Here is a 22,004-nt window from a genome sequence, read left to right as displayed (position 1 = left end):
GTATATAAAATTTTTTGATCCTAATTCGGTTTTACAAAACAAAATTTCATACAATGGAGATAATAAATTTTTTGGTTCAGATATACGTTATGTATCAAAACTAAAAAATAAAAAAGTTTTTTTACAATTATATAATGGAGAAATCTTACTTTTTAACAATAGGTTAAAATTAAAAATTAAAGAAGATAATGCAGTATATGTAAAATCTTTATTAGAAACATTTTCTGAAAACATTATAATAAAGCATTTTGATACAATAAGTTTTATCAATACTACAAAAATGTCAGCTAAAATTCTTGAAACTGATCAAAAAACAAATGGAATAATATCAATAAAAGGTCACCGTTTTTTGTCATATAGAGAAGATGGATTGATTAACTTATATGATCACAATGGAGAGAAACTAAAAACGATTAAAGCACATTTAAATAGCATTGACCTTGTTAAACAGTTAAAAAATAAAAATTTTATATCTTGTACTAAATATATAGGAAAAATATGGGATCAAAATTTTGAGTTATTGCGTATATTTGAAATGGAAAAGGATAATAATGATTTCTATTATAATGATGTTGAAGTTATAGATAATTATATTTGGAAAAAATGTTCTAACTATGCTTGTATATGTAATTTTGAAGGGAAGATAGTAAAATTGCTAAAACTAAAATATGAAAAATCAATTCAAACTATAACACATAGAAAAACTAATAAAAAATATATTTATTGCAATAATTATATTTATACACCAAGCGGTAAAGTCTCAAAATCGCAAAATTTGCAAGATTATAAAATTGAGGAAAATATAGAATTTTTAGACTGTATCATAACACTACCAAATAAAGATGAATTTCTTTTTATGCACGACTATGACAATATAAAAATTATTAGACAAGATGGTAATAAGATGCTTATGTGCTTTGGTCCATATTTATCTTATTTTACAGTAAGCTAAGATCACATTATTTTTTATATATTGGACTTTAGTTGAAGTTTTCATTTTGCATTTTTAACTATGAGGTTGATTTTTGAAAAAATGTGAGTTCATTTAAATTTATATGTTTTTTGTAAATCCGTGTTCAACATATTTTTGATTAACATAATTGATTGTTGTTTTATAGAGGATTTTTATTCGAATATGTAACTTATAAGAAATTTATGGGATTAAGTAATTTATCTATAAATATAGGTGATAGATATATTATTGTATTGATGCTTGATGCAATGGCTATCATAAGCGCTAAACAAACAAGCATCAGCTTTATCAGTAAATTTTCTTTAAATTTTCAAGCTTTGTGCTTGCATTTAGTAGGAGCATATCAGCAAGAACTAGCCTTATCATCGCAGTTGCAACGACGCTGCCACGTATGCCTATGCAAGGATCATGCCTGCCTCTTAGCTCAAAATCCACCGCCTCGCCAGCTAAATTTAGCGTCTTTTGCTCTTTAAATATCGAAGGCGTTGGCTTAAAATGGCTCTTTAGCACGATCTCAGCCCCACTGCTTATGCCTCCAAGTATGCCACCAGCGTTGTTGCTTAAAAAGCCAAGCTCGTCCATCTCGTCGTTGTTTGCTGAGCCAAGCATGGAGCTTACATTCACGCCAGCACCGATCTCTACGGCCTTTACGCCGTTTATGCCCATCAAAGCAGCTGCTAACGCGCTATCTAGCTTATCATAAAGTGGCTCACCAAGACCAGCTGGCACGCCTCTAGCCACGCTTAAAACCACAGCTCCGACGCTATCGTGCTCGCTTCTAGCTTTATTTACCGCCTCTTTCATAGCCTCTTCGTTGCCAAGAGCGTAAATTTGCGAATTTTTGGCAAAATCAAAATCAACTTTGTCGCTAATGGCCTTGCCAATGCCAAGCACGCCGCTTAAAACTTCTATCTTAAATTCATTTAAAAGTAGCTGTGCAAATGCCCCACCAGCGACCCTTACCGCAGTCTCTCTGGCACTCGCGCGCCCGCCACCTCTGTGATCTCTGATGCCATATTTTTTAAAATAGGTAAGATCAGCATGCCCAGGGCGGAAAATTTCACGTAAATTTTCATAGTCATTTGACTTTTGGTTGCTATTAAAAATGGCAAAACCTATCGGCGCGCCGGTGCTCATGCCATCAAAGACGCCGCTAAAAATTTCTATCTTATCAGCCTCATCTCTTGCCGTTGTAAAGCTACTTTGTCCAGGGCGACGTTTATCAAGCTCGCCTTGGATGAAGTCTGCATCGATCTTTAGCCCAGCAGGTAGGCCATCTATCACGCCTCCGATCGCCACCCCGTGGCTCTCGCCAAAGCTAGTTAAGGTTAGTTTTTTGCCAAATGTATTCAAAATTTATCCTATTTTTTGATTTTTTCTAGTGCTATCTTTGCTGCGAGCTGTTGGGCTTGCTTTTTGGAGCTTCCAACGGCACGTGAAATTTCTTTGCCATTTAGTAGCAGGGCTATCTCAAATTCTTTCTTATGATCAGGGCCAAAAGAGCCTATGAGCTCGTATGTTGGTATGACGCCAAGGGTTGCTTGAGTGACCTCTTGAAGGGCGGTTTTGTAGTCCTTTTCAAGATGTGTAAAGTCGATCTGCGGATAGCAAAGCTCAAGCAAAGCGATCGAAATTTCTCGCACTTTAAGAAGTCCAGCCTCTAGGTAGATAGCGCCCATCACCGCCTCAAAAGCGTCGCTTAAAATACTATCTTTCTCTCTGCCGCCGTTGTTTTCCTCAGCTTGGCTAAGTCTTAAAAACTCGCCCATATTTAGCCGTCTAGCCATATTTGCAAAGCTTTTTTCATTTACAAGCGCGGCTCTTAGCTTGCTCATATCGCCCTCTGCGATCTTGCTAAATTTCTTAAAGAGATACTCAGCCACGAGCAGATCCATCACCGCATCGCCCAAAAACTCGAGCCTTTCATTGTTTAACGCCTGCTTAGTGCTTTTATGCGTTAGTGCCTCTTCTAAAAGCTCACTTTGTTTAAATTTATACCCAAGATTACGTTCAAATTCTTCTAAAATTTTCATATCTTATTCTCATCTTTTATTTTTAATGCCTCATCCCTTGCCATCTGGTCGCACTCCTCGTTTTCAGGGTGTCCAGCGTGCCCCTTGACCCAGCTAGCCACGACTTTATGCGGCTTTGAAATCTCTAAATACTCCTGCCAAAGCTCGACATTTTTTACATTTTTAAAATTTCTCTTTTGCCAGTTTGCAAGCCACTCATTTATGCTATTTACCACGTATGAGCTATCGGTAAAAAGCCTTACTTCGCAGGGCTCTTTTAGCGCTTTTAGCCCCATTATCGCAGCTTTTAGCTCCATTTGGTTATTTGTCGTATATGCCTCACCGCCACTTGCTTTTTTCTGCGCTTCGTTAAATCTCAATATATAAGCCCAGCCGCCAGCTCCAGGGTTACCAAGACATGAACCGTCACTAAAAAGTGTTACTGTCTTCACTTGATTTTTCTGTGATGTGGGATAAAATTTTGACACTTCCTAGCTCGTGGCAGACCGGACAGCGGTAAAAGTGCATAGGAAATGAGTTTTTGCAGTTTTTGCAAACGTAGTTAAAGCTTAGCCCAGCCGCGTCAAATTTAGCGTCCTTTAGCCTTTTTATGACATTTAGCTCGAAGCCGTAAATTTCACATGGCTCATCTATATCGCCCTTTGCGTAAAAGAGTGATTTGTATTTTGCATCGTCTAAATTTATAGGCGTTTTTAGGTTGTAAAGTAGGTCTAGCACATCTTCAAATTTGGCAAAATCTTTTAAATTTTCTAAATTTTCATTGTGCCTTATGAAAAGGGCTAAGATCATGCGTTTTAAGAGCTCAAAATTTTGGCTAAGGTGCGAGAGAATTTCTACCTTTTCGCTAAAGCTTAAATTTCTATCATCAAGCGTGCTGATCGCCTTTATATAGGCCTTTTGATCTTTTACATTTGTCCCTAGCTCTTCAAGCGAATTTAGCGCATAAAGTGCTTCTTTATAGTTTTTAAGCTTCTCATCTATCATCGTTAAAAAGCGAAGTGCGAGGACATTTCTAGGGCTTAGCTCAAGCGCTTTTTCAAAGATTTCGCTAGCTTTTTTCAAAAATCCAGCCTTAAAATAGACCTCTCCAAGCTCGTTTAGGATAAATTCCTTCTCGTTTTTATCTTTTACCTTTTCAAGTGCGATGAGATAGACGCCGATTGATTTTTCAAAGTCGCCATTTTTAGCAAAGGTCTGACCTAGCATACTAAGGCTTGGTATATCTACTTCTGGGCTTTTTAGCATCTGCTTGTGCTCGTCGCTTATGCCATCTTTGCTGTCAAATTTCTTTATAAATTTCTCGATGCGTTTTTTCTCATCTTTACTTGAAAATATGCCCCAAGCATAGCTTAAAGCTGCGATCATCAAAATGATACTAAATAGAATAATAAGGCTAAATATCGGATCTCTGTGTCCAATGAAAAAAATATCCACGCTCGTACTTTGTAATAAAATTTTACTTTAATTATAACAAAGCAGTTGTATAATTTTGCTTATGATAGATCCAAAATCCATTGAAAAACTTAAAAATCAAATTGATATCGTTGACATCATAGAGCACTTTTTGCCAGTCAAAAAGATGGGTGCAAACTATAAGTGTGTCTGCCCATTTCACGATGATAGAAATCCTAGTATGAGCATAAGTCAAAGCAAACAAATTTTTCACTGCTTTGCCTGTAAGGCTGGTGGAGATGCGATTAAATTTGTGATGGATTATGAAAAGCTAACCTACCCTGAGGCTATCGAGAGAATAGCTAGTCTTGTAAATTTTAGCCTCGAATATACAAATGATAAAGCGCCAACGCAAAAAGAAAATAAGCACATTTTAGAAAAGGCGAATGCCTTTTATAGGAGCGAATTTTTTAAACATGAAGCCGCTGTGAGATATATTTATTCGCGCGGTATAAATGATGCGATGATAGAGAAATTTGAACTTGGCTGGGCTGGGGATAGTAAAAGCACTATTAGGCTTTTGCAAAATGAAAACATAGAGCCAAAAGAGGCGCTTGAAGTTGGCATCATAAAGCAAAATGAGAAGGGAATTTACGCTAGTTTCATCGAGCGCATAACATTTCCCATCTACTCGCACACGACAAGACTTGTTGGCTTTGGCGGTAGAACGATCTCAGATCACCCTGCAAAATATGTAAATTCTCCTCAAAGTGCGGTATTTGACAAGTCAAAGCTGCTCTATGGCTACCACCTAGCTAGACAAAGCATCTTTGAGAAAAATCAGATAATAATAACAGAGGGCTATTTAGACGTCATCATGCTTCACTACGCTGGTTTTACAAACGCTGTTGCAGTGCTAGGAACTGCACTTACTACAAGCCACTTGCCACTTTTAAAAAGGGGCGAGATAAGCGTGGTGCTTTGCTTTGACGGAGATGGCGCTGGTATAAATGCAGCCATAAAGTCAGCTCACCTGCTAAGTATAAATAAGATAGATACAAAAGTAGTCATCATAAGTAACGGCGCAGATCCCGCTGATATGGTCTTTGCAGGCAAGATAAAGGAGCTTAGCGAGCTCTTTGGCTCTGGCGAGGACGCGGTGAAATTTTATATAGAAAAGATCATGCAAAAGTATGACATAACCCGCTCAATGCAAAGAGATAACTGCCTAAGCGAGATAAAAGCCTATATGGACGAGCTTGGAGATGAGATAGCAAGCTCGTATGTGACTGAGGTAGCGGCAAGATTTAACCTAACTCCACAAAGCGTGGCAGATAGGTTTGGGTTAAAGCAGAAGCCAAAAAATGAAGCTAAATTTAAAAGAGAGTTTAGAAAAAAAGATAAAGATGAATTTAGCAACTCTGTCATGGTAGATGAGGTGCCAGCTGTGATGAACAAAGACCCGCTTGAGTTTGCACTTTTTAAAACCATGCTAAACAACCCAAACTACAGAGATGAGATACTCTCAAAGCTTGGAGCTAGATACTTCATAAAGCATCCTGAGTATCTAAACGCCATCCTTTATAGATACGACGTGAGCGATGAGCAGATGGTTAGAGAAATTTTAATGGACGAAAATATCCATGAGATCATCGATGCAACCACTTTGCAAAAGGCTATTTTAAATATGCAAATCGCCTTTTACGAGAACGAACAGCAAATTTTAAAAGGCTCTGACAACCCAAATAAGATAGAAATTTTAGAAAAACTGCTATTTATCATCAAAGATCTCAAGACTCAGCTTTATAAAATTTAAAAACTCACACTTTTTCAGCTTCAAATCATAAAAGACAATGTAAAATATCTAAAAGTAATAAATTTTCTTAAGTTTATTTTTATATTTAAGGTTCTTTTATGATAAATGCTAAAAGATTTGAGAGAAATTTTAACGCTATAAGCGAGTTTGGAGCGCTAAAAGGTGGAGGGCTAACAAGGCTAGCCTTTAGCAAAGAGGACCTTGAAGCAAGAAAATTTCTTATAAATTTGATAGAAAAAAATGGCTTTAAACTTAAAATTGACAATGTCGGCAACATCTATGCCATCTATGATGATGGCTGCGAGGCAGACGCAAAGCCAGTTTGCGTGGGCTCTCACATAGATAGTGTGCCAAATGGTGGCTTTTATGACGGCACACTTGGCGTCATGGCTGGTCTTGAGGCACTAAGCTCTATAAAAGAGGCTGGCATCAAGCTAAAGCGCCCACTTTGGCTCATAAATTTTAGCTGTGAGGAGTCAAGCCGCTTTAAGACAGCCACTATCGGCAGCAAGATAATAAGCGGCAAACTAAGCCAGCAAAGGCTTCATGAGCTAAAAGATGAAGATGGCATCTCGCTTTTTGAGGCGATGAGTGCGGCTGGGTTTAAACCACAAAATTTAGATGAAGCCATCCTAAAAGAAAACTCCCTGCACGCCTACTTAGAGCTTCACATCGAGCAAGGTCCAGTGCTTGAGCGAAGCGGTATAAGCGTTGGCGTGGTAAGCGGGATCGCAGCTCCAATTAGATTTGAGATAACAATACAGGGCAAGGCCGACCACAGCGGTGCAACTCCTATGAATATGCGCAGTGACGCCCTGCTTGCCGCTTCACACATCATAATCGCAGCCAATAAATTTGCTAAAAACAAAAAAACAGCCGTCGCAACCGTTGGCTATGCGCATGCAAAACCAGGCGTTTTAAACGTCGTGCCAGGCGAGGCAAGGCTTGGTGTTGATCTAAGAGATATCGATAAGGCTAGCTTAGAGGAGCTAAATTTAGAGCTTAGAAATTTTGTGGGTGAGCTAAGCCGTGAGCTTAAATTTAGCTACGAGATAAGAGAGCTAAGTAGCGACGAGCCAGTAAAACTAAGCAAACATGCTATAAATTTACTTGAAGATGAAGCCAAAAAGCTTGGTATAAAAACGCTTACTTTGCCAAGTGGGGCTGGGCATGATGCGATGAATTTAACAAAGCTAGCAAGTAGCGTTGGCATGCTCTTTATCCCTTGCGTGGATGGTATCAGCCACAACGTCAAAGAGGCGATAAATTTCAAAGACGCCGTAGCAGCAACAAAAATTTTGACAAACGCACTAATAAGACTTTCAAACGAGGAGTAGTCATGGACAAAATAGCAAATTTAGCACTATCTTTAAAAGAGGATATGATCAAAGATCGCAGATACTTTCACTCGCACCCAGAAACTGGCTGGTTTACCTTTTTTACGACTGCGGTTTTAGCAAAAAGGCTTAGCGAGCTAGGATATGAAGTGAAGCTTGGCGAAGAGGTCGTAAAGAGCGATGCAAGGCTTGGAGTTGGCACCAAAGAGCAGTGCCAAAAGGCGATCGAGCGGGCAAAAAGTCTTTTAAATCCTGACGAGGCAAAATACCTTGAATATATGAAAGATGGTCTAACTGGCTTAACAGCCTTCATCGATACAAAAAGACCTGGTAAATTTAGCGCATTTAGATTTGACATAGATAGCGTTGATGTGACAGAGAGCGAAGAGGCTGCTCATAGACCTTGCAAAGAGGGTTTTGGCTCAGATATCACTGGTATCACGCACGCTTGTGGGCACGATGGACACATGGCGATGGGTCTAGCGCTTGCAAAGCTGATCGCTAAAAATTTAGATGATTTTAACGGCAAATTTAAATTTATATTTCAAACAGCAGAAGAGGGCACAAGAGGCGCTGTGGCGATGGAGGCTGCTGGGGTACTTGATGGGGTTGAGTACCTACTTGGCGGACACATCGGCTTTCAAGCAGAAACAAATGGGGGCATAGTTTGCGGCACAAACAAGCTGCTCGCAACTTCTAAATTTGACGTGCATATCACAGGTCGCTCAGCTCACGCAGCAGGAGCGCCGCAAGAGGGAGCAAACGCCCTTTTAGCCGCTGCTCAAATGGCTCTAAATATGCATGGCATCACAAGGCATGCAAAGGGCGTGACTAGGATAAATGTGGGCGTTTTAAGGGCAGGCGAGGGCAGAAATGTCATAGCACCAAATGGCTATCTAGCCTGCGAAACAAGGGGTGAGGATACAAATTTAAATGAGTTTATGTATAAAAAATGCATGGATATCGTAAAAGGCGTGAGTGAAATTTATGACGTTGAGAGTAAGGTCGTGATGACAGGTGGCACAAGCGGGGCAAATAGCGATAAAGAGGTGACTGAAATTTTCTATGAAGCAGCAAAGCAAAGCCCATTTATAGATGATGATAAGATCGTTAAAGAGCTTGATTTTGGCGCTTGCGAGGACTTCGCTCACTTTATGAGAGCTTTGCAAGATAGGGGCGCAAAGAGCGGATATATGATGATCGGTACAAATTTAAAAGCAGGCCATCACAACAGCAAATTTGACTTTGACGAGGAGTGCTTGGTCGCTGGGGTTGATATCTATCTAAGGGCTGCTTACAAACTAAACGGAGCTAAAAAATGAAAAATGCTTTACTAATCAGCGCTTCAAGCTACCAAGATACTGGCTACTTGAGACACTGCAAAAACTGGGTTAAGGACTTCTTGGGTGAGAGTGGTAAGGAGGAGATTTTATTTATCCCTTACGCTGGAGTTAGACGAAGTAATGACGAATACGAGCAAAAGGTGATCGACCGCCTAAAAAATAAAAATATAAAATCTATCCACCACTACGAGGATAAAATTTCAGCTATCAAAAATGCTAGCAGTATCGCAGTTGGCGGTGGTAATACCTTTATGCTGCTTTACACGCTTTATAAGCTAAATTTAATTGAGCCTATAAAAGAGGCTGTGGCAAACGGCGCAAAATACTTTGGCTGGTCAGCAGGCGCAAATATCGCTGGCAAGACGATGATGACGACAAATGATATGCCTATCATTATGCCAAAGTCCTTTGATAGCCTAAATATCTTCCCATATCAGATCAACCCTCACTTCATAAGTGGCAAACTAGCAGGTCATAACGGCGAGAGCAGGGAGGAGAGGCTAGAGGAGTTTTTGATAGCAAATCCAAAAGATACTATCTACGCTTTGCCTGAGGGGACGGCTTTGCTTATAGAGGATAGCGAGGCTGAGGTCATAGGACACAGCGAAATTTTAAAATTTGAGTATCAAAAAGAGATAGAAAAAATAGAAGTTGGAACTAAATTTAAAATCTAAACAAGGAGAGAGGTATGGAATCATTTAAGCTAATTGCTGCCATTCTTGGCATCGTTGCAGTTGTAGCACTTCTAGTCTTAAAAAAAGAGACAAGAACGGTGCTAATAGGTGTTGGTTTGGTGCTTTGTATAATCGCACTAAAACCGATGGGGGCACTAAGTGCTTTTACTGACTATATGACAAAAGCTGGTCTTATAAAAGCTATTTGCGCTAGTATGGGTTTTGCTTTCGTTATGAAATACACAATGTGCGATAAGCACCTTGTTGCGCTTCTTACAAAGCCACTTAAAAACGTGGGATTTATCTTGATCCCTGTAACAACCGTGCTAACTTACTTTATAAATATCGCTATCCCTTCAGCTGCTGGCTGCTCGGCTGCTGTTGGTGCGACGCTTATACCGCTTCTAATGGCCTCAGGAGTTCGTCCTGCGATGGCTGGTGCGGCTGTTTTTGCAGGTACATTTGGCTCAGTTCTAAGCCCAGGCTCTGCGCACAACATATATGTGGCTGACCTTGTTAAAAAGACGGTTGAGGGCTACACAGTTCAAGACATCATAAAAGTGCAAATTCCTAGCGCATTTACAGCTCTTGCTATCGTAGTTGTCATGCTAACTATCGTTGCAATATTATTTAAAGACTATCAAAAAGGTACAAATTTCACTCTTGAAAATGGCGCCTCAAGCGAAGAGAAGTCAGCGTTTAAAGTAAATTTGATCTACGCTCTTATGCCACTTGTCCCACTTGTCATCTTGGTTATTGGTGGAACAAGCCTTGCAAAAGACTATAGCTTTTTAGCATGGACAAAGATGGGCGTTGCCGAGGCGATGATACTTGGCGCTATCATAGCTATCTTTGCTACGCTTACAAACCCACAAAAGATTACAAAAGAGTTCTTTAACGGCATGGGTCACGCTTACGCTGATGTTATCGGTATCATCATCGCAGCTGGCGTCTTTGTCGCAGGTCTAAAGGCGTGTGGAGCTGTTGATGTGGTCATCGCATGGCTAAAAACTGATCAAAGCTACGTTAAATTTGGCGGAACATTTGTACCATTTATCATGGGTATAGTCACAGGCTCAGGCGACGCTGCTACATTTGCATTTAACGAAGCTGTCACAACAAACGCAGCTGCTCTTGGCTTTGAGCAAGATAAGCTTGGTATGGCCGCAGCAATCGCAGGCTCACTTGGACGTTCAGCTTCTCCGATCGCTGGAGCTGCTATCGTTTGTGCGGGCATTGCTATGGTTAGCCCAGTCGAGCTTGCAAAAAGAACGTTTTTAGGCATGTTTCTCTCTGTTGTGGCGATCGCATTTTTCGTCATCTAAGGATGAAAGATGGATATCGTAGAGAGATTTATAAACTATACGAAATTTAACACCACGACAAATAAAGAGAATGGATTAAAAGGCATCATGCCTTCTAATCCAACCGAGTATGAGCTAGCCAAATTTCTAAAAGATGAGCTTAGCTCGCTTGGTATAAAAGATATCATCTTGCAAGATAATGCTATCTTGATAGCAAAGATCCCTGCAAACTGCGAAAACGCCCCAAGTATCGCCTTTTTTGCGCACTTAGATACAAGTAGCGAGCAAAAAAACGACACAAAAGCTAAGATAGTAAGATACACAGGCGGCGACATCTGCCTAAACGAAGAGCAAGGAATTTACCTTAAATTTAGCGACAACCCGGAGCTTAAAAAATACGTTGGCGATGATATAGTCGTGACTGACGGCACTAGCTTGCTTGGCGCTGATGATAAAGCGGCGATCGCTAGTATCGTAAATATGGCTAGCTTTTTCATGCAAAATCCTGATATAAAGCATGGCAAGATCGTGATCTGCTTCGTGCCTGATGAGGAGCAGGGCTTGCTTGGCGCAAAGGCGCTTGATGTAAATTTACTAGGAGCCGACTTTGGCTACTGCTTAGACTGCTGCGAGATAGGCGAGCTAATATATGAAAACTGGAACGCAGCTGACTGCACGGTGGTCTTTAAAGGCGTTTCGGCTCATCCGATGAACGCAAAGGGCAAGCTTGTAAATTCACTACTTCTTGCGCATAAATTTATCTCGCTTTTGCCAGGTGGCGAAGTGCCAGAGTGCACCGAGGGCAAAGAGGGCTACTTCTGGGTGAAAGATCTTAGCGGAAACAGCGCGAAAACGATGCTCAAGATCGACATAAGAGAATTTGACGAGGCGAAATTTCAAAAAAGGCTTGATTTTTTAAGTGAGATGGCAAATTCTTTTAACAAAATTTATGCAGATCGTTGCGAGATCACGCTAAAAACGCGCTATGAAAACGTCTTTAAGTTCTTAAAAGATGAAAACTCACTGCCTATAAAACTAGCAAAAGATGCCTTTAGCGAGCTAAATATCACACCAAACATAAAGCCGATGCGAGGTGGATATGACGGTGCTGCGATCTCCGCAAAGGGCGTGCCAACGTTAAATTTATTCACAGGCGGAAACAACTTTCACTCCATCTTCGAGTACTTGCCAGTTAGCAGCCTAAAAGCCGCAAGCGAAGTCATTAAAAAAATCGTAATTAACGCTGCTAAATAAACTTCATAAAAGCCTAGATTTAGTAAATTTAGGCTTTAAATTTTACTTTCAGGACAAAAATGAAGGCTTTAGCTTTGTTTAGCGGAGGGCTTGATAGCATGCTCTCTATGAAAATAATAAGCGATCAAAACATCGAAGTGGTCGCACTTTATATGGATACTGGATTTGGCGTGGATGAGGAGAAGCACGAAGTTTTAAGGCGCCGTGCAGCCTTGGCTGGGGCTAGCCTAAAGGTGGTTGATATGAGAAACGAGTATCTTCGCGATGTGCTCTTTAACCCAAAATACGGCTACGGCAAGCAATTTAACCCTTGTATCGACTGCCACGGATATATGTTTAAAACCGCTCTTAATATGCTAAAAAGCGAAAATGCAAATTTTATCATCACTGGTGAAGTCGTAGGACAAAGACCGATGAGCCAGCGCAGAGACGCACTCTTTCAGGTTAAGCGCCTAGCTGATGACGAGGATGATCTGGTGCTTCGTCCGATGTGTGCTAAGCTCTTGCCACCAACTAAGCCAGAGCGCGAGGGCTGGGTCGATAGAGAGAAGCTGCTTGACATAAGCGGGCGCGATAGAAAGCCGCAGCTTGCTTTGGCAAAGAAATTTGGCTTTGAGGACTTTGCAACGCCTGGAGGTGGGTGTTTGCTTACTATTGAGAGCTTTGCTGTAAAGATAAAAGACTACTTGAAATTTGATAAAGAGATGCGAGATATCGATGTAACGTGGCTAAAGCTTGGTAGGCATCTGCGCTTGGTAGATGGCGCTAAAATGATAATAGGACGTGATGAGAGCGATAATAACGCACTTTTAGCTCATCCAAATGATAAATTTGAGCAGGTTAAATTTAAAGAGAGTGATGACATCGTGGGAGCTGTTAGCTTCATAAGCAAAAATGCTAGCAAAGCCGATAAAGAGCTTGCTGCAAGGCTCGCGCTAGCTTATACAAAAGCTAGCAAAGATGATGAATTTGAAGTTAGCATCGCTAATGAAAAATTTATCATCAAACCTGAAGATAAAAAGCTAGCGCAAGAGTTTTTTGTGAAGTAAATTTATACACTTAAAACACCATTTTCTTTTTAAAATTAGAAAAATATATTTTAAAAATATTTGATACTAAGCTAAGCATATATAATATTACATATAAAATATAAAAAAATATATTTAATAAATTTAAAAAGGAAGAAAATGAAAAGAATTTTCATCGCTTTTTTGTCACTGCTAATGGCATCTATGCTAAATGCAGCCCAGTCTCTGGTAACGTCGTCAAAGTCCCTGTAAATGTAGAAAAGATCGCTACGCTTTGGTATGCAAACAACCATATCGTCTTGATGCTAGGAGGGGCTGATAAGATAGTAGCAACGACTGATCTTATCAAAAACAATAAGTAGTTTGCACATGTGTATCCTAGAATTTCAAGCATACCTAACGGCGTAAATGGCAAGAGTTTGCAGGCTGAAGAGCTAGTCAAACTAAACCCTGACATCGTCATAGCCGCTGATAAAAAGAACAAAGAAGAGCTAACTAAAAATAGCTTTACTGTGCTTTATCCGTCATTTACAAATCACGCTGATATGAAAAAGAGCATATCCATCATGGCTGAAGTCATAGGTGACGACGCACCGAAAATCGCTCAGAAATTTAATGAGTATTTTGACGGCAACCTCAAAAGAGTGCTAAGTAAAACAGATAAGATCGCTGTGTCAGATAGACCAAAAGTGCTTCATATAGCCGATGGCAAGAACTTACTTAAGGCCGATGGCACAAATACGATCATAGATGAGTGGATAAGAGTTGCAGGAGGGCAAAATGCGGTTTCAAAAGCTGGAAATATGCTTGAAATCAATGCCGAAGAGATCATAAATATAAACCCAGACGTGATCATCATAGGCAGAGCCAAAGCGCCAGAAATTTTAAAAAAACTATATGAAGATCAAGTCTATGCCGGCACAAACGCTGTCAAAAACAAAAAAGTCTATGTAAATCCAGCTGGCGTCTTTAGCTGGGATAGATACGGCGCTGAAGGAGCTTTGCAAATTTTATGGACGGCAAAGATCTTACATCCTGATCTTTTTAAAGATATTAATATCAAAGCTGAGACAAAGAAATTTTATAAAGAATTTTTACACTACGACCTAAGCGACAAAGAGGTTGGCTACATCCTAAATGGACTAGATCCTGAAGGTAAATAAAATATAGTTAGTATAGTTACGATATTAGAGCTTTTAGGTTATTTTTATAATTTTTAGTATTATTTTAGGTATTAAATAAAGGATAAAAATGCAAACCATACAAGCAAATTTTACAGCTAGCATAAGCGAGCTAAAAAAGTCTCCAGCTCAAATTTTAAAACAAGCTGGAGATAATGTCGTAGCTATACTAAACCACAATGTCCCTAGTGCATATCTAGTGCCTAGTGCTGTCTATGAAAAAATGGCAGAGATAATAGAAGAGTATCATCTAAGCAAAGCAGTAGACGCTGCTTTAGCAAGTGGTGAAAAACCAGCAAAAGTAAGCCTAAATGAGATATAAGTTAGAATTTTACTAAGTGTAAAAAAGAAGACTTTATAAAAAATTTAAAATATTTGCTATCCAATCTTTTAATAATAGAAAAATTAACAATAAGAAAAAGAGTAAATTTATAGAAAGCATTTTGTAAAAATTTAAAAAAAATTGTACTATATTTATTTAATAAAAGTAATGAGACTTTGAATGGCATGCTAAAATTTTATCTAATAGTCTAGATGAAGCCATAGATTAAGATGACAAAGCCAGCATAGCTCAAACCCTGCAATTAGTATAAATAGAGATGATGGTGAGAGCACCAAAATATAAACTCCGATTTTAAGTGGGATATTTTGATACTAACCGACATTACGACTAGAAGTGCGAACTCAGCTGAAATTATACTAAGTATCCTAACCACGCTTATAGGAGCTCACATGATCGGCTTAATTTTAGTTAAAAATGGCAAAAGATGGTCTTAAGCATAGAAAATTTAAGCTTTTCTTACAAATTTTACAAAATTTGAGCCTTAACCTAAATAGTGGTGAAACGCTTGTGATTTTTGACCCAAACGGCATAGGCAAATTTACGTTTTAAAGGTTATTTTGGGGATTTTAAAAGCAAAAGACGGTCAAATCTTGATTGATGGCCGCGATCATACCCCTCTTGGTAGTCAAGAGCGCACCAAGCTCGTATAATGCGTGCTCCAAAGTGATAGCTTTAAGTTAAAAGATCTGATTTTAATGGGCGTAAACGCAAACGTCGGTATGTCTCAAGGCCGAGTGCGGAGGATAGTGAGTTGGCCGAGGAAGCTGTACGGATAACAGTCGTTAGTGAGTAATTAAATTTAAACGTAGATGAGCTAAGCGGTGGCATGGCGCAACTAGCACTTATAGCTCGCTTGTACTACTGTCCAAAATTTTCGTCATGGACGAGACTACGTCATGCCTTGATGTCTTTTATTAAAATGTCATTTTAATCCTAATCAAAAGGTTTAATAGTAAACAAAAAAACCTGCGTGATCTTTACCTCGCATCATCCAGATCATGCTTTTGCGGCGGCATATAAAACCTTGCTTTTAAATTGTCTCTTAGGATATGAATTTAGTGTGTTCGGCATCAATTTTATAAGTTTAAACATCGAGGATAAAAGGAGGTTACTGGCTAGGTGAAATATTGACTAATTATAGAGTGCTTAGATTTTTATTAAGTCATAATCCATAAAAACTATTTATTTGATATTTGTAAATTTGCTTAATTATTTCATATTGAAATAATCTTATCTTTTATTGTAGGAAATTTATAAAAAATAAAATAAGTCTTTTCGTATAGATTAAAAAGATAAACAATTATAAAAATTTAATGATAAAAAAGAATATCCCAAAGAAATTTTACTTTGGGATTAAAGCGTTTGGTTGAATTTTTAAAGATCAATTTGTACTGCTGCGTCTTTAATTTCTAAGGTTATGGTGTGACTTTCTTCTGTTTTTGTATAGATATAATAGCCTTCATCATTAGGTGTAGAAGCCTTATCCCATCTACCTTGTTAAGATCTACACTATCATCGGCGATTTTTAACGTATCATATACACTAAATTTAAATATCTATTTATTATCGACCTTATCAAAACCAAAGACTGTAGGTACTTCGTAGTCTAAGTATTTGGTTTTAGACTAAGCCATCTGGTAAAACGTCTTTAAATACTATTATTGGTAAAAATTTATATTAGAATTGATAAAAACAAGATCAATATATGAAGATAAAATTTTCGACGAGTTTTTAAGCTCGCCGCAAAGACTTCTTAGAATTCGGTATGAATTTTTTGGTCCACCTCTATTTTAACGGTATACCCATTGATTACGTATATACTTTCGTAAGTAAGATAAATTTTTATCTCTCCTTCTCTGGCATATTTCGGTAGATATAGTATTACATTCTTCATTAGTCATAATATTTTTATTGTTCTTGATTAATATTTATGTCTTCAAGGAGCTTACCTTATCGTACCGTTATATTGTGTATGAGACAAACAATAAAAATTTAGAGTTATTTATTTTTCTTCAACTAAACAAAAACGATCAAATTGTAGATTAATATTAAATAAAATAAACGCTGAAAATATAGAAATCGCTAAAATTTATCTTGACTTTTGGCCAAGATAAATTTTGTATAAAAACTCGCGATTCTCATTTTTTAAGCGCCGAGTAAAGCGACCATAAATACTTTTAGTTGCTTTACCCATAAAAGGATTATTTAGATATCTGGGGTAATAGAATCATTGTCAACTTTAATTATAACCGAATAAGTGTTACCGTCGTGATCTAGCTCTGCTTTATACGTTTTATTGCTAGCATCACCGTCATTTGTAATCTCATGCCATCCGTTTTTACTACCGTTACTTTCCAATTCTACTTTATCGTCCGAACCGTATTTTATTTTTAGGGTAGATTCTAGTTCGCCTATACCGTGATCTTTCTCGGGCAAGTTTAATACATCTCCGATACCGATTTTAAGTCTAGCGTTTGGTACGTTTGATATGTCTATCGAGTCGTATACGTGGTTAACGACTCCCGCATGATTTTGGCTTAAACCGTGTTCCATTATACTAGATAGATTTATATTGCTATCCTGCGCACTATCTACAATAATATGCCTTTCTTCCCCTTTATCGGTCATTTTATTTATCACTTTGCCGTGTATGTCGTTATCTCCGCTATCTGTTTGGAAATGATTTATAATACCCTCCCCTTTAGTGTGTCGGTGGCCCATATAGTCATAACTTTCCGTACTGAATCTAGATATAGTATCGTCACCATTACCATCTTGTATGTTTAGATTATTTATAGTACCTCCGCTAAACGCTTTTATGGTATCTGTTCCGCCTCCGCCGTTTACGTTTTCTATCTTAGAGTCTTGATACGTTCCGCTGCGTCCGCTTCCGACTACTATTTCGTTTTGTCCGTTCGCTAAATTTACGGTACCGATCTCGCCTCCGTCTATCGCGCTAACAAACTGTTTACCGTCACCGTTAAATTTTACATCGCCGGTTATTTTGGCATTATCGCCCATTGCCGTAATTCTATTGTTGTAGCTTAAATTTAGATTGGTTAGAATATTACCGCCTTCAACTACTTCTATTTTGCTATCACCGTTAAAATTAAGATTACTATCTACCGTAGTCTTGCTTACTTGAAGCTGACTATTTCCTTCTATATCGTTTATGCCGTTTATGCGAGATCCTTTATATAGGTTGAACATATCGTCGCCTTTTCCGCCTTCAATTTGACCTCCTACGCTACCGTTATATACGTCTATTCTATCGTCGCCTTCTCTAGCATCGACCTTACCGCGAACTATAGCGTTTTTAGTTCCGTCATGATATCCTTTTATATCTATAAAGTCTTTTCCGTGTCCACCTATAACATCTCCGTCTACTTTCGTATTTTCGCCCAAACTTATTTCTGCTCTTTGGTTTGAGGCGCTATTTGCTACGACGTTTCCTTTTATGCGAGCGTCGCTCGTACCGATCAAGACGTTACCGTCGGCGGTAAGGTTTCCGGTTACGGTAACGCTAGTTCCCGGCGTAGGTACCGCTCCGACCATAATTCTATCGTGATACCTAGAGTGATTATCTAAGATGCCGGGCACTCCGCTGTCAGACGATCTGCCCGCATTTATGTTACCGTCTACGTCGGTCATTACGTTTATATAATCATTTCCATCTCCACCGTTAATGTCTCCTACGACTTTTCCGTGACCATCTTTGATGCCGGTACCCCTAACCTCTATCTTATCGTTATCCGCTCCGCCGTTGATATTACCGGTAATATTAGAATTCGTTACGCTTATTGTATCTTGTCCGCTATTTCCGGTAATGGCTTCACGACTTGTTGATCCATCGCTATTAGTAATAGTTTTGCCGTTGATGGTAGAATTATTAACGGTTATATTATCGTTTCCGGCATCGCCTGAAATATATTCCGTAATAGTAGAATTATTAACGGTAATGTTATCGGCTCCGGAACCGCCGTAAACGGCTTTTACGGTTACGCCGTCTAGCATAAGCGTATCGTCTCCGTCGCTACCAAATACCCTCAAATTCGCTAACGTACTAGCCGGCAATTTTAGAGTAGTTAAATTTGTAGTATGAGTCGTAGAACTATAAGCCTGGTAAGATGAAATTTGGTTACCGTTAGAATCTACCGGAATTATAGGCTGCGCAGACATTGGGTTCATAGGGTCGTAAGCCGGATTGTTAATATAATGCATGCCGATACTTTTCATATAGTTATCTGCATCGGTATAGTTAGTAAAAATTTTTTGAACGCCGCCGTGGGATATGACGTGCGCGTTTTCATTGGTGCTTGTAGTTAGCGTTTCGTTACCTATTTCGCCGTTTCCGACACCGAGTTTTAATCCTGTTTTTATTTTACCGATCGGCATTACGGCTACCGGTTCTCCGGCGGCATTTTTGATTAGTCCCCAACCGCTGTCGCCTATTTTTTCTATACTTTCTTCAGGAATCGATGCGGTAGCTTTTTGGAATTGATGCCCGTCTATCTCTATCGTTTTTTGTCCTATCCTAACTTGAGTTTCAAGGGTATCAAATAGTCTCGACAAATTGTTCGTATTCGTTAAATTTGCGCTATTTGAACTATCTACGGGTTCTTTGGCGGATTTTAAATTTGCATACTCGTTAACTAAATTATCTATTTGCTCTGCCGTAAAAGCATTTTGCGTGTGGTTCGGATAAGGTTGTTTAACGTTTTCGAGAGCCGATTTCATTTGCTCTTTCATATCGTTTATCTGCGCTACGCCTTCCGCGCTATCTAGCCATGCATTGTGCATGGCCGTTCCTAAATTTGAAAAGTAGCCATTAGAAATATCGTCGCTATAGAAAGACGAGGAGAGCTCTATGCCACCAAACAATGTCGGTCCTTCAGTTGTCACATTAGTATTTTTTATACCTAAATCATTTCCACCACTTACACCAAAGCTATTATCTCCACCTGCTGCTAGAGCTAAAGCATCTATAGCTTCTACATTAGCATATATGTTACTAATGTGACCCCCTTCTGTAAAACTAGCAGAAGATAGACTTACACCATCTCCACCATTGCCACCTGCTTGTGGACCACCTGCAGCAGTTTCTTCTAGAGCATTAAGATCTGTTCCTTTTAAGATGGCTTGTTGTAAAGCTGAGATATCAGCTACTGTTTCGTTATTGTTAGAGTCTTGATCTAGAGTTAAAGTGTCTTTACCTATTAAAGTTATATCTTTACCATCAGTTTGAGTTATTGTTACTTTAGAGTCAGAGCTATCTGTGATTATCTTTTCGTTTTGGTAGACGATGTCTCCAACGCTAAGATTTCTTACTTCTCCAGTTGTATTGTTAAGAGCTCTTACGCTTCCCCCAGTTACACTTTTAACTACTCCAGCTTCGTTAGGCATCATATTCTCCTTGTTCTTGAGTATGATTTATTTAAAATTGGAAGAATTATATAAATTTTAGAAGTATATGTCTATTGTACTGGAGTACGATATAAAAGATATTTATAATATAAATAAATGGCATTGTGATATTTTATATCCCAAACTAAATTTATTTACCATTACTCTACTCCTGGCATATACGACCATTAGATGGCTTTTTATGGTGTTTTATCTTTTAAATGACTTTTAGGATTTTTGTTTTTATAGCCAATATCTTATACCAACCATGGAGATAAAAGGTGTCTTGCATCTACTTTAATTAGCTAAATATTTTATCTGAGAATTTTGTCCAGCTAAATTTGCAATAAAAAAGTAGAAAATTCTATTATAAACTAAACTTCTAAAAATAAAGGCTCCCAAAACTTAGGTATTTTATATTACTGCTATACTTTGGATATCTCTAGAAAATTTCTCTACCCCATCTCTATCCCAGCATCATCTTTTGCAAATTTACCTCTTAGCTCTGGCATTTCATTTACTATCATATCTTTTAGCTCTGGGTTGATATTTGCTATTTATAGCAAAAGACCTAAGTTTTTGTCATTTAGGTCTCTTAGCTCAGTATTTTCACTTTGCAAATTTTCGGTTTTACGTGTTAGAGATTGATTTTCTCTATCTTTGTTCTTTATCAATGCACTTTGCTCATCTATCTTTGATTGCTGATTGGTATGTGCTTTTAGTCTGTTTTTAAGATGCGTTATCTCTTTGTCTTGCTCAGCTTGGGTTTCTTTTAAATCATCTAGCTCTTTTTCTAGCTGCTCTTTTTCTTTTAAGACTTCTATACTTTTCTCTTTATTTTCTTCTATGATCTTGTTTCGTTCTGTTACTTGCCCATCAAGAAGTTCTACTTTTTCTTTTAGCTGTTTATCAGATGTGATAGTTATGCTTTCTTGCATTTGTTCATAAACTAAATTTGTAAGACTATATAAATAAGCCTCTTTCTTGTTAGCTTCTATCCTAAAATGCTCATCAAACCATAAAAACTTTTCCTTTGTCATATATTTATTTACTCTCCTTTCCATAAGCTCTCTAATCTTACTTTTTAGCTCTTTCTCGCTCTTATATTCACTTGCTATTTTGTGCATTTGGGTTAAATTCTTATGTCTATTTTTACTTGACTTACCACGAAGTACCTGACCTTCAAATGCCTCTGCACCCATATCTTGTAGCTCTTTGTCAAATTTTGCTGTTTTTGACCTGCCGCTAAATCTCAAATTTGCATGCTTCTCAAAGTTGTAGTTTGTAAAGATGATGTGATAGTGCTTGGTCTTTTCGTCATTATGCTCAGCCACAAGCAGACACTTTGCGCCATACTTCGCGCAGTATGCGTTTACAAATCTCATTGCTCTATCCATACATATGTTTTCATTTATAAATTTCGACTCTTCGTCGTTTAGCCCTTCTTTTGGCTCTTTCTTCCTATCTGTGCCAAACGTGATGATGACTTCACAAAAACTAGCCATATCTTTGCGCCAAGACTTTTTTATAACAGTATCTTTGCCATTTCGCTTTTGTGTATAGGACTGCGCAGTATAGTCTTCTTTAAAGCTATCCTGAAAGCCTTTAAGTAATTTCTTTACAAAGGCTATATTATGTAGTTCATCATCTTTGCCGTTAGCATCTCTCATATTGCCATTGCCATTAAACTCGCTTAGAAGCTTGTAGCGATTAGAAGTGGCTGGGTTCTTTCTGAGATATTTTATATGTTTAGTCTGATCTTTCTCACGACATGCATGTGCAAATCTACCTATGGCTCTACCATATGTTAAAAAACCCGACCTCACGTTTATAACTAGGTTGTGATCATTTATTGTATATGCATTAGCCATGGCAAATCACCTCACTACATAAACTTTCTTTCGTGCTAGCAGTGCTAGTTAC

16 protein-coding genes are annotated in these 22,004 nt (G+C 38.4%); 10 read left to right on the top strand and 6 right to left on the bottom strand.

The features are described from left to right. Positions 1-952, top strand: a 952-nt coding sequence (locus CYP05_RS09900; RefSeq protein ID WP_181001158.1) for a hypothetical protein, incomplete at its 5' end; no start/stop codon positions are given. A gap of 309 nt (positions 953-1,261) precedes the next feature. On the opposite strand, the gene aroC is transcribed toward CYP05_RS09900, so the two are convergent. Genes aroC through CYP05_RS02910 form a run of 4 tightly spaced genes read right to left on the bottom strand, consistent with a single transcriptional unit; the run spans position 1,262 to position 4,440 of the window. Next, the gene (gene aroC / locus CYP05_RS02925) at positions 1,262-2,326 is read right to left on the bottom strand and encodes a chorismate synthase (protein ID WP_103641950.1); all 1,065 of its coding nucleotides are present in this window, start codon (positions 2,324-2,326) and stop codon (positions 1,262-1,264) included. A gap of 8 nt (positions 2,327-2,334) precedes the next feature. Further along, positions 2,335-3,006: a ribonuclease III gene (rnc, locus tag CYP05_RS02920; RefSeq protein WP_103641949.1), complete on the bottom strand. Its 672-nt coding sequence runs from the start codon at positions 3,004-3,006 to the stop codon at positions 2,335-2,337. Then, on the bottom strand, positions 3,003-3,437 hold the full coding sequence (rnhA, locus tag CYP05_RS02915) for a ribonuclease HI (protein ID WP_103641948.1): 435 nt from the start codon (positions 3,435-3,437) through the stop codon (positions 3,003-3,005). The genes rnc and rnhA overlap by 4 nt, the downstream gene beginning before the upstream one ends. Then, the gene (locus CYP05_RS02910; RefSeq protein ID WP_103578045.1) at positions 3,415-4,440 is read right to left on the bottom strand and encodes a tetratricopeptide repeat protein; all 1,026 of its coding nucleotides are present in this window, start codon (positions 4,438-4,440) and stop codon (positions 3,415-3,417) included. Before CYP05_RS02910 ends, rnhA begins: the two co-directional genes overlap by 23 nt. Positions 4,441-4,501: 61 nt before the next feature. Between CYP05_RS02910 and dnaG the strand changes: the two genes are divergently transcribed. From dnaG to CYP05_RS02865, 9 genes are all read left to right on the top strand, one after another. Next, positions 4,502-6,214, top strand: a complete 1,713-nt coding sequence (gene dnaG, locus CYP05_RS02905; protein ID WP_103641947.1) for a DNA primase — start codon at positions 4,502-4,504, stop codon at positions 6,212-6,214. Positions 6,215-6,312: 98 nt separating this feature from the next. Continuing rightward, positions 6,313-7,551 carry a M20 family metallo-hydrolase gene (locus CYP05_RS02900; RefSeq protein WP_103641946.1) on the top strand — a complete coding sequence of 413 codons (1,239 nt, stop codon included), beginning with the start codon at positions 6,313-6,315 and terminating at the stop codon, positions 7,549-7,551. A gap of 2 nt (positions 7,552-7,553) precedes the next feature. Next, a complete protein-coding gene (locus tag CYP05_RS02895; RefSeq protein WP_103641945.1) occupies positions 7,554-8,873 on the top strand; it encodes an amidohydrolase in 1,320 nt (439 codons plus the stop codon). Next, on the top strand, positions 8,870-9,568 hold the full coding sequence (gene pepE, locus CYP05_RS02890) for a dipeptidase PepE (RefSeq protein WP_103641944.1): 699 nt from the start codon (positions 8,870-8,872) through the stop codon (positions 9,566-9,568). The genes CYP05_RS02895 and pepE overlap by 4 nt, the downstream gene beginning before the upstream one ends. Before the next feature lie 14 nt (positions 9,569-9,582). Beyond that, positions 9,583-10,893, top strand: a complete 1,311-nt coding sequence (gene dcuC / locus CYP05_RS02885) for a C4-dicarboxylate transporter DcuC (protein WP_103641943.1) — start codon at positions 9,583-9,585, stop codon at positions 10,891-10,893. A 9-nt stretch (positions 10,894-10,902) separates the two neighbouring features. Then, complete coding sequence (gene pepT / locus CYP05_RS02880; protein WP_103641942.1) at positions 10,903-12,126, top strand: peptidase T; 1,224 nt, start codon at positions 10,903-10,905, stop codon at positions 12,124-12,126. Between the two features lie 59 nt (positions 12,127-12,185). Next, positions 12,186-13,175 carry an argininosuccinate synthase domain-containing protein gene (locus tag CYP05_RS02875; protein WP_103581617.1) on the top strand — a complete coding sequence of 330 codons (990 nt, stop codon included), beginning with the start codon at positions 12,186-12,188 and terminating at the stop codon, positions 13,173-13,175. A gap of 350 nt (positions 13,176-13,525) precedes the next feature. Then, complete coding sequence (locus tag CYP05_RS02870; protein ID WP_103641941.1) at positions 13,526-14,317, top strand: ABC transporter substrate-binding protein; 792 nt, start codon at positions 13,526-13,528, stop codon at positions 14,315-14,317. 88 nt (positions 14,318-14,405) lie between these two features. Beyond that, positions 14,406-14,657 (top strand): type II toxin-antitoxin system prevent-host-death family antitoxin, encoded by a 252-nt coding sequence (locus CYP05_RS02865; RefSeq protein WP_103641940.1) that lies wholly within the window; start codon positions 14,406-14,408, stop codon positions 14,655-14,657. Between the two features lie 2,226 nt (positions 14,658-16,883). Here CYP05_RS02865 and CYP05_RS02860 read toward each other — a convergent pair. After that, complete coding sequence (locus tag CYP05_RS02860) at positions 16,884-20,081, bottom strand: retention module-containing protein (RefSeq protein ID WP_103641939.1); 3,198 nt, start codon at positions 20,079-20,081, stop codon at positions 16,884-16,886. Between the two features lie 557 nt (positions 20,082-20,638). Beyond that, positions 20,639-21,952: a hypothetical protein gene (locus CYP05_RS02855; RefSeq protein WP_103641938.1), complete on the bottom strand. Its 1,314-nt coding sequence runs from the start codon at positions 21,950-21,952 to the stop codon at positions 20,639-20,641. Positions 21,953-22,004: the final 52 nt, after the last annotated feature.

This window comes from Campylobacter concisus, from assembly GCF_002913545.1.
Lineage (GTDB): Bacteria > Campylobacterota > Campylobacteria > Campylobacterales > Campylobacteraceae > Campylobacter_A > Campylobacter_A concisus_AV.
This window is presented reverse-complemented; position numbering and strand designations above follow the sequence as displayed.

What these genes read in the sequence shown, in the direction of transcription:
- rnc (WP_103641949.1), bottom strand. Translation starts at nt 3,006, where the DNA reads ATGAAAATTTTAGAAGAATTTGAACGTAATCTTGGGTATAAATTTAAA.
- dnaG (WP_103641947.1), top strand. Translation starts at nt 4,502, where the DNA reads ATGATAGATCCAAAATCCATTGAAAAACTTAAAAATCAAATTGATATC.
- CYP05_RS02900 (WP_103641946.1), top strand. Translation starts at nt 6,313, where the DNA reads ATGATAAATGCTAAAAGATTTGAGAGAAATTTTAACGCTATAAGCGAG.
- CYP05_RS02895 (WP_103641945.1), top strand. Translation starts at nt 7,554, where the DNA reads ATGGACAAAATAGCAAATTTAGCACTATCTTTAAAAGAGGATATGATC.
- pepE (WP_103641944.1), top strand. Translation starts at nt 8,870, where the DNA reads ATGAAAAATGCTTTACTAATCAGCGCTTCAAGCTACCAAGATACTGGC.
- dcuC (WP_103641943.1), top strand. Translation starts at nt 9,583, where the DNA reads ATGGAATCATTTAAGCTAATTGCTGCCATTCTTGGCATCGTTGCAGTT.
- pepT (WP_103641942.1), top strand. Translation starts at nt 10,903, where the DNA reads ATGGATATCGTAGAGAGATTTATAAACTATACGAAATTTAACACCACG.
- CYP05_RS02875 (WP_103581617.1), top strand. Translation starts at nt 12,186, where the DNA reads ATGAAGGCTTTAGCTTTGTTTAGCGGAGGGCTTGATAGCATGCTCTCT.
- CYP05_RS02865 (WP_103641940.1), top strand. Translation starts at nt 14,406, where the DNA reads ATGCAAACCATACAAGCAAATTTTACAGCTAGCATAAGCGAGCTAAAA.
- CYP05_RS02860 (WP_103641939.1), bottom strand. Translation starts at nt 20,081, where the DNA reads ATGCCTAACGAAGCTGGAGTAGTTAAAAGTGTAACTGGGGGAAGCGTA.
- CYP05_RS02855 (WP_103641938.1), bottom strand. Translation starts at nt 21,952, where the DNA reads ATGGCTAATGCATATACAATAAATGATCACAACCTAGTTATAAACGTG.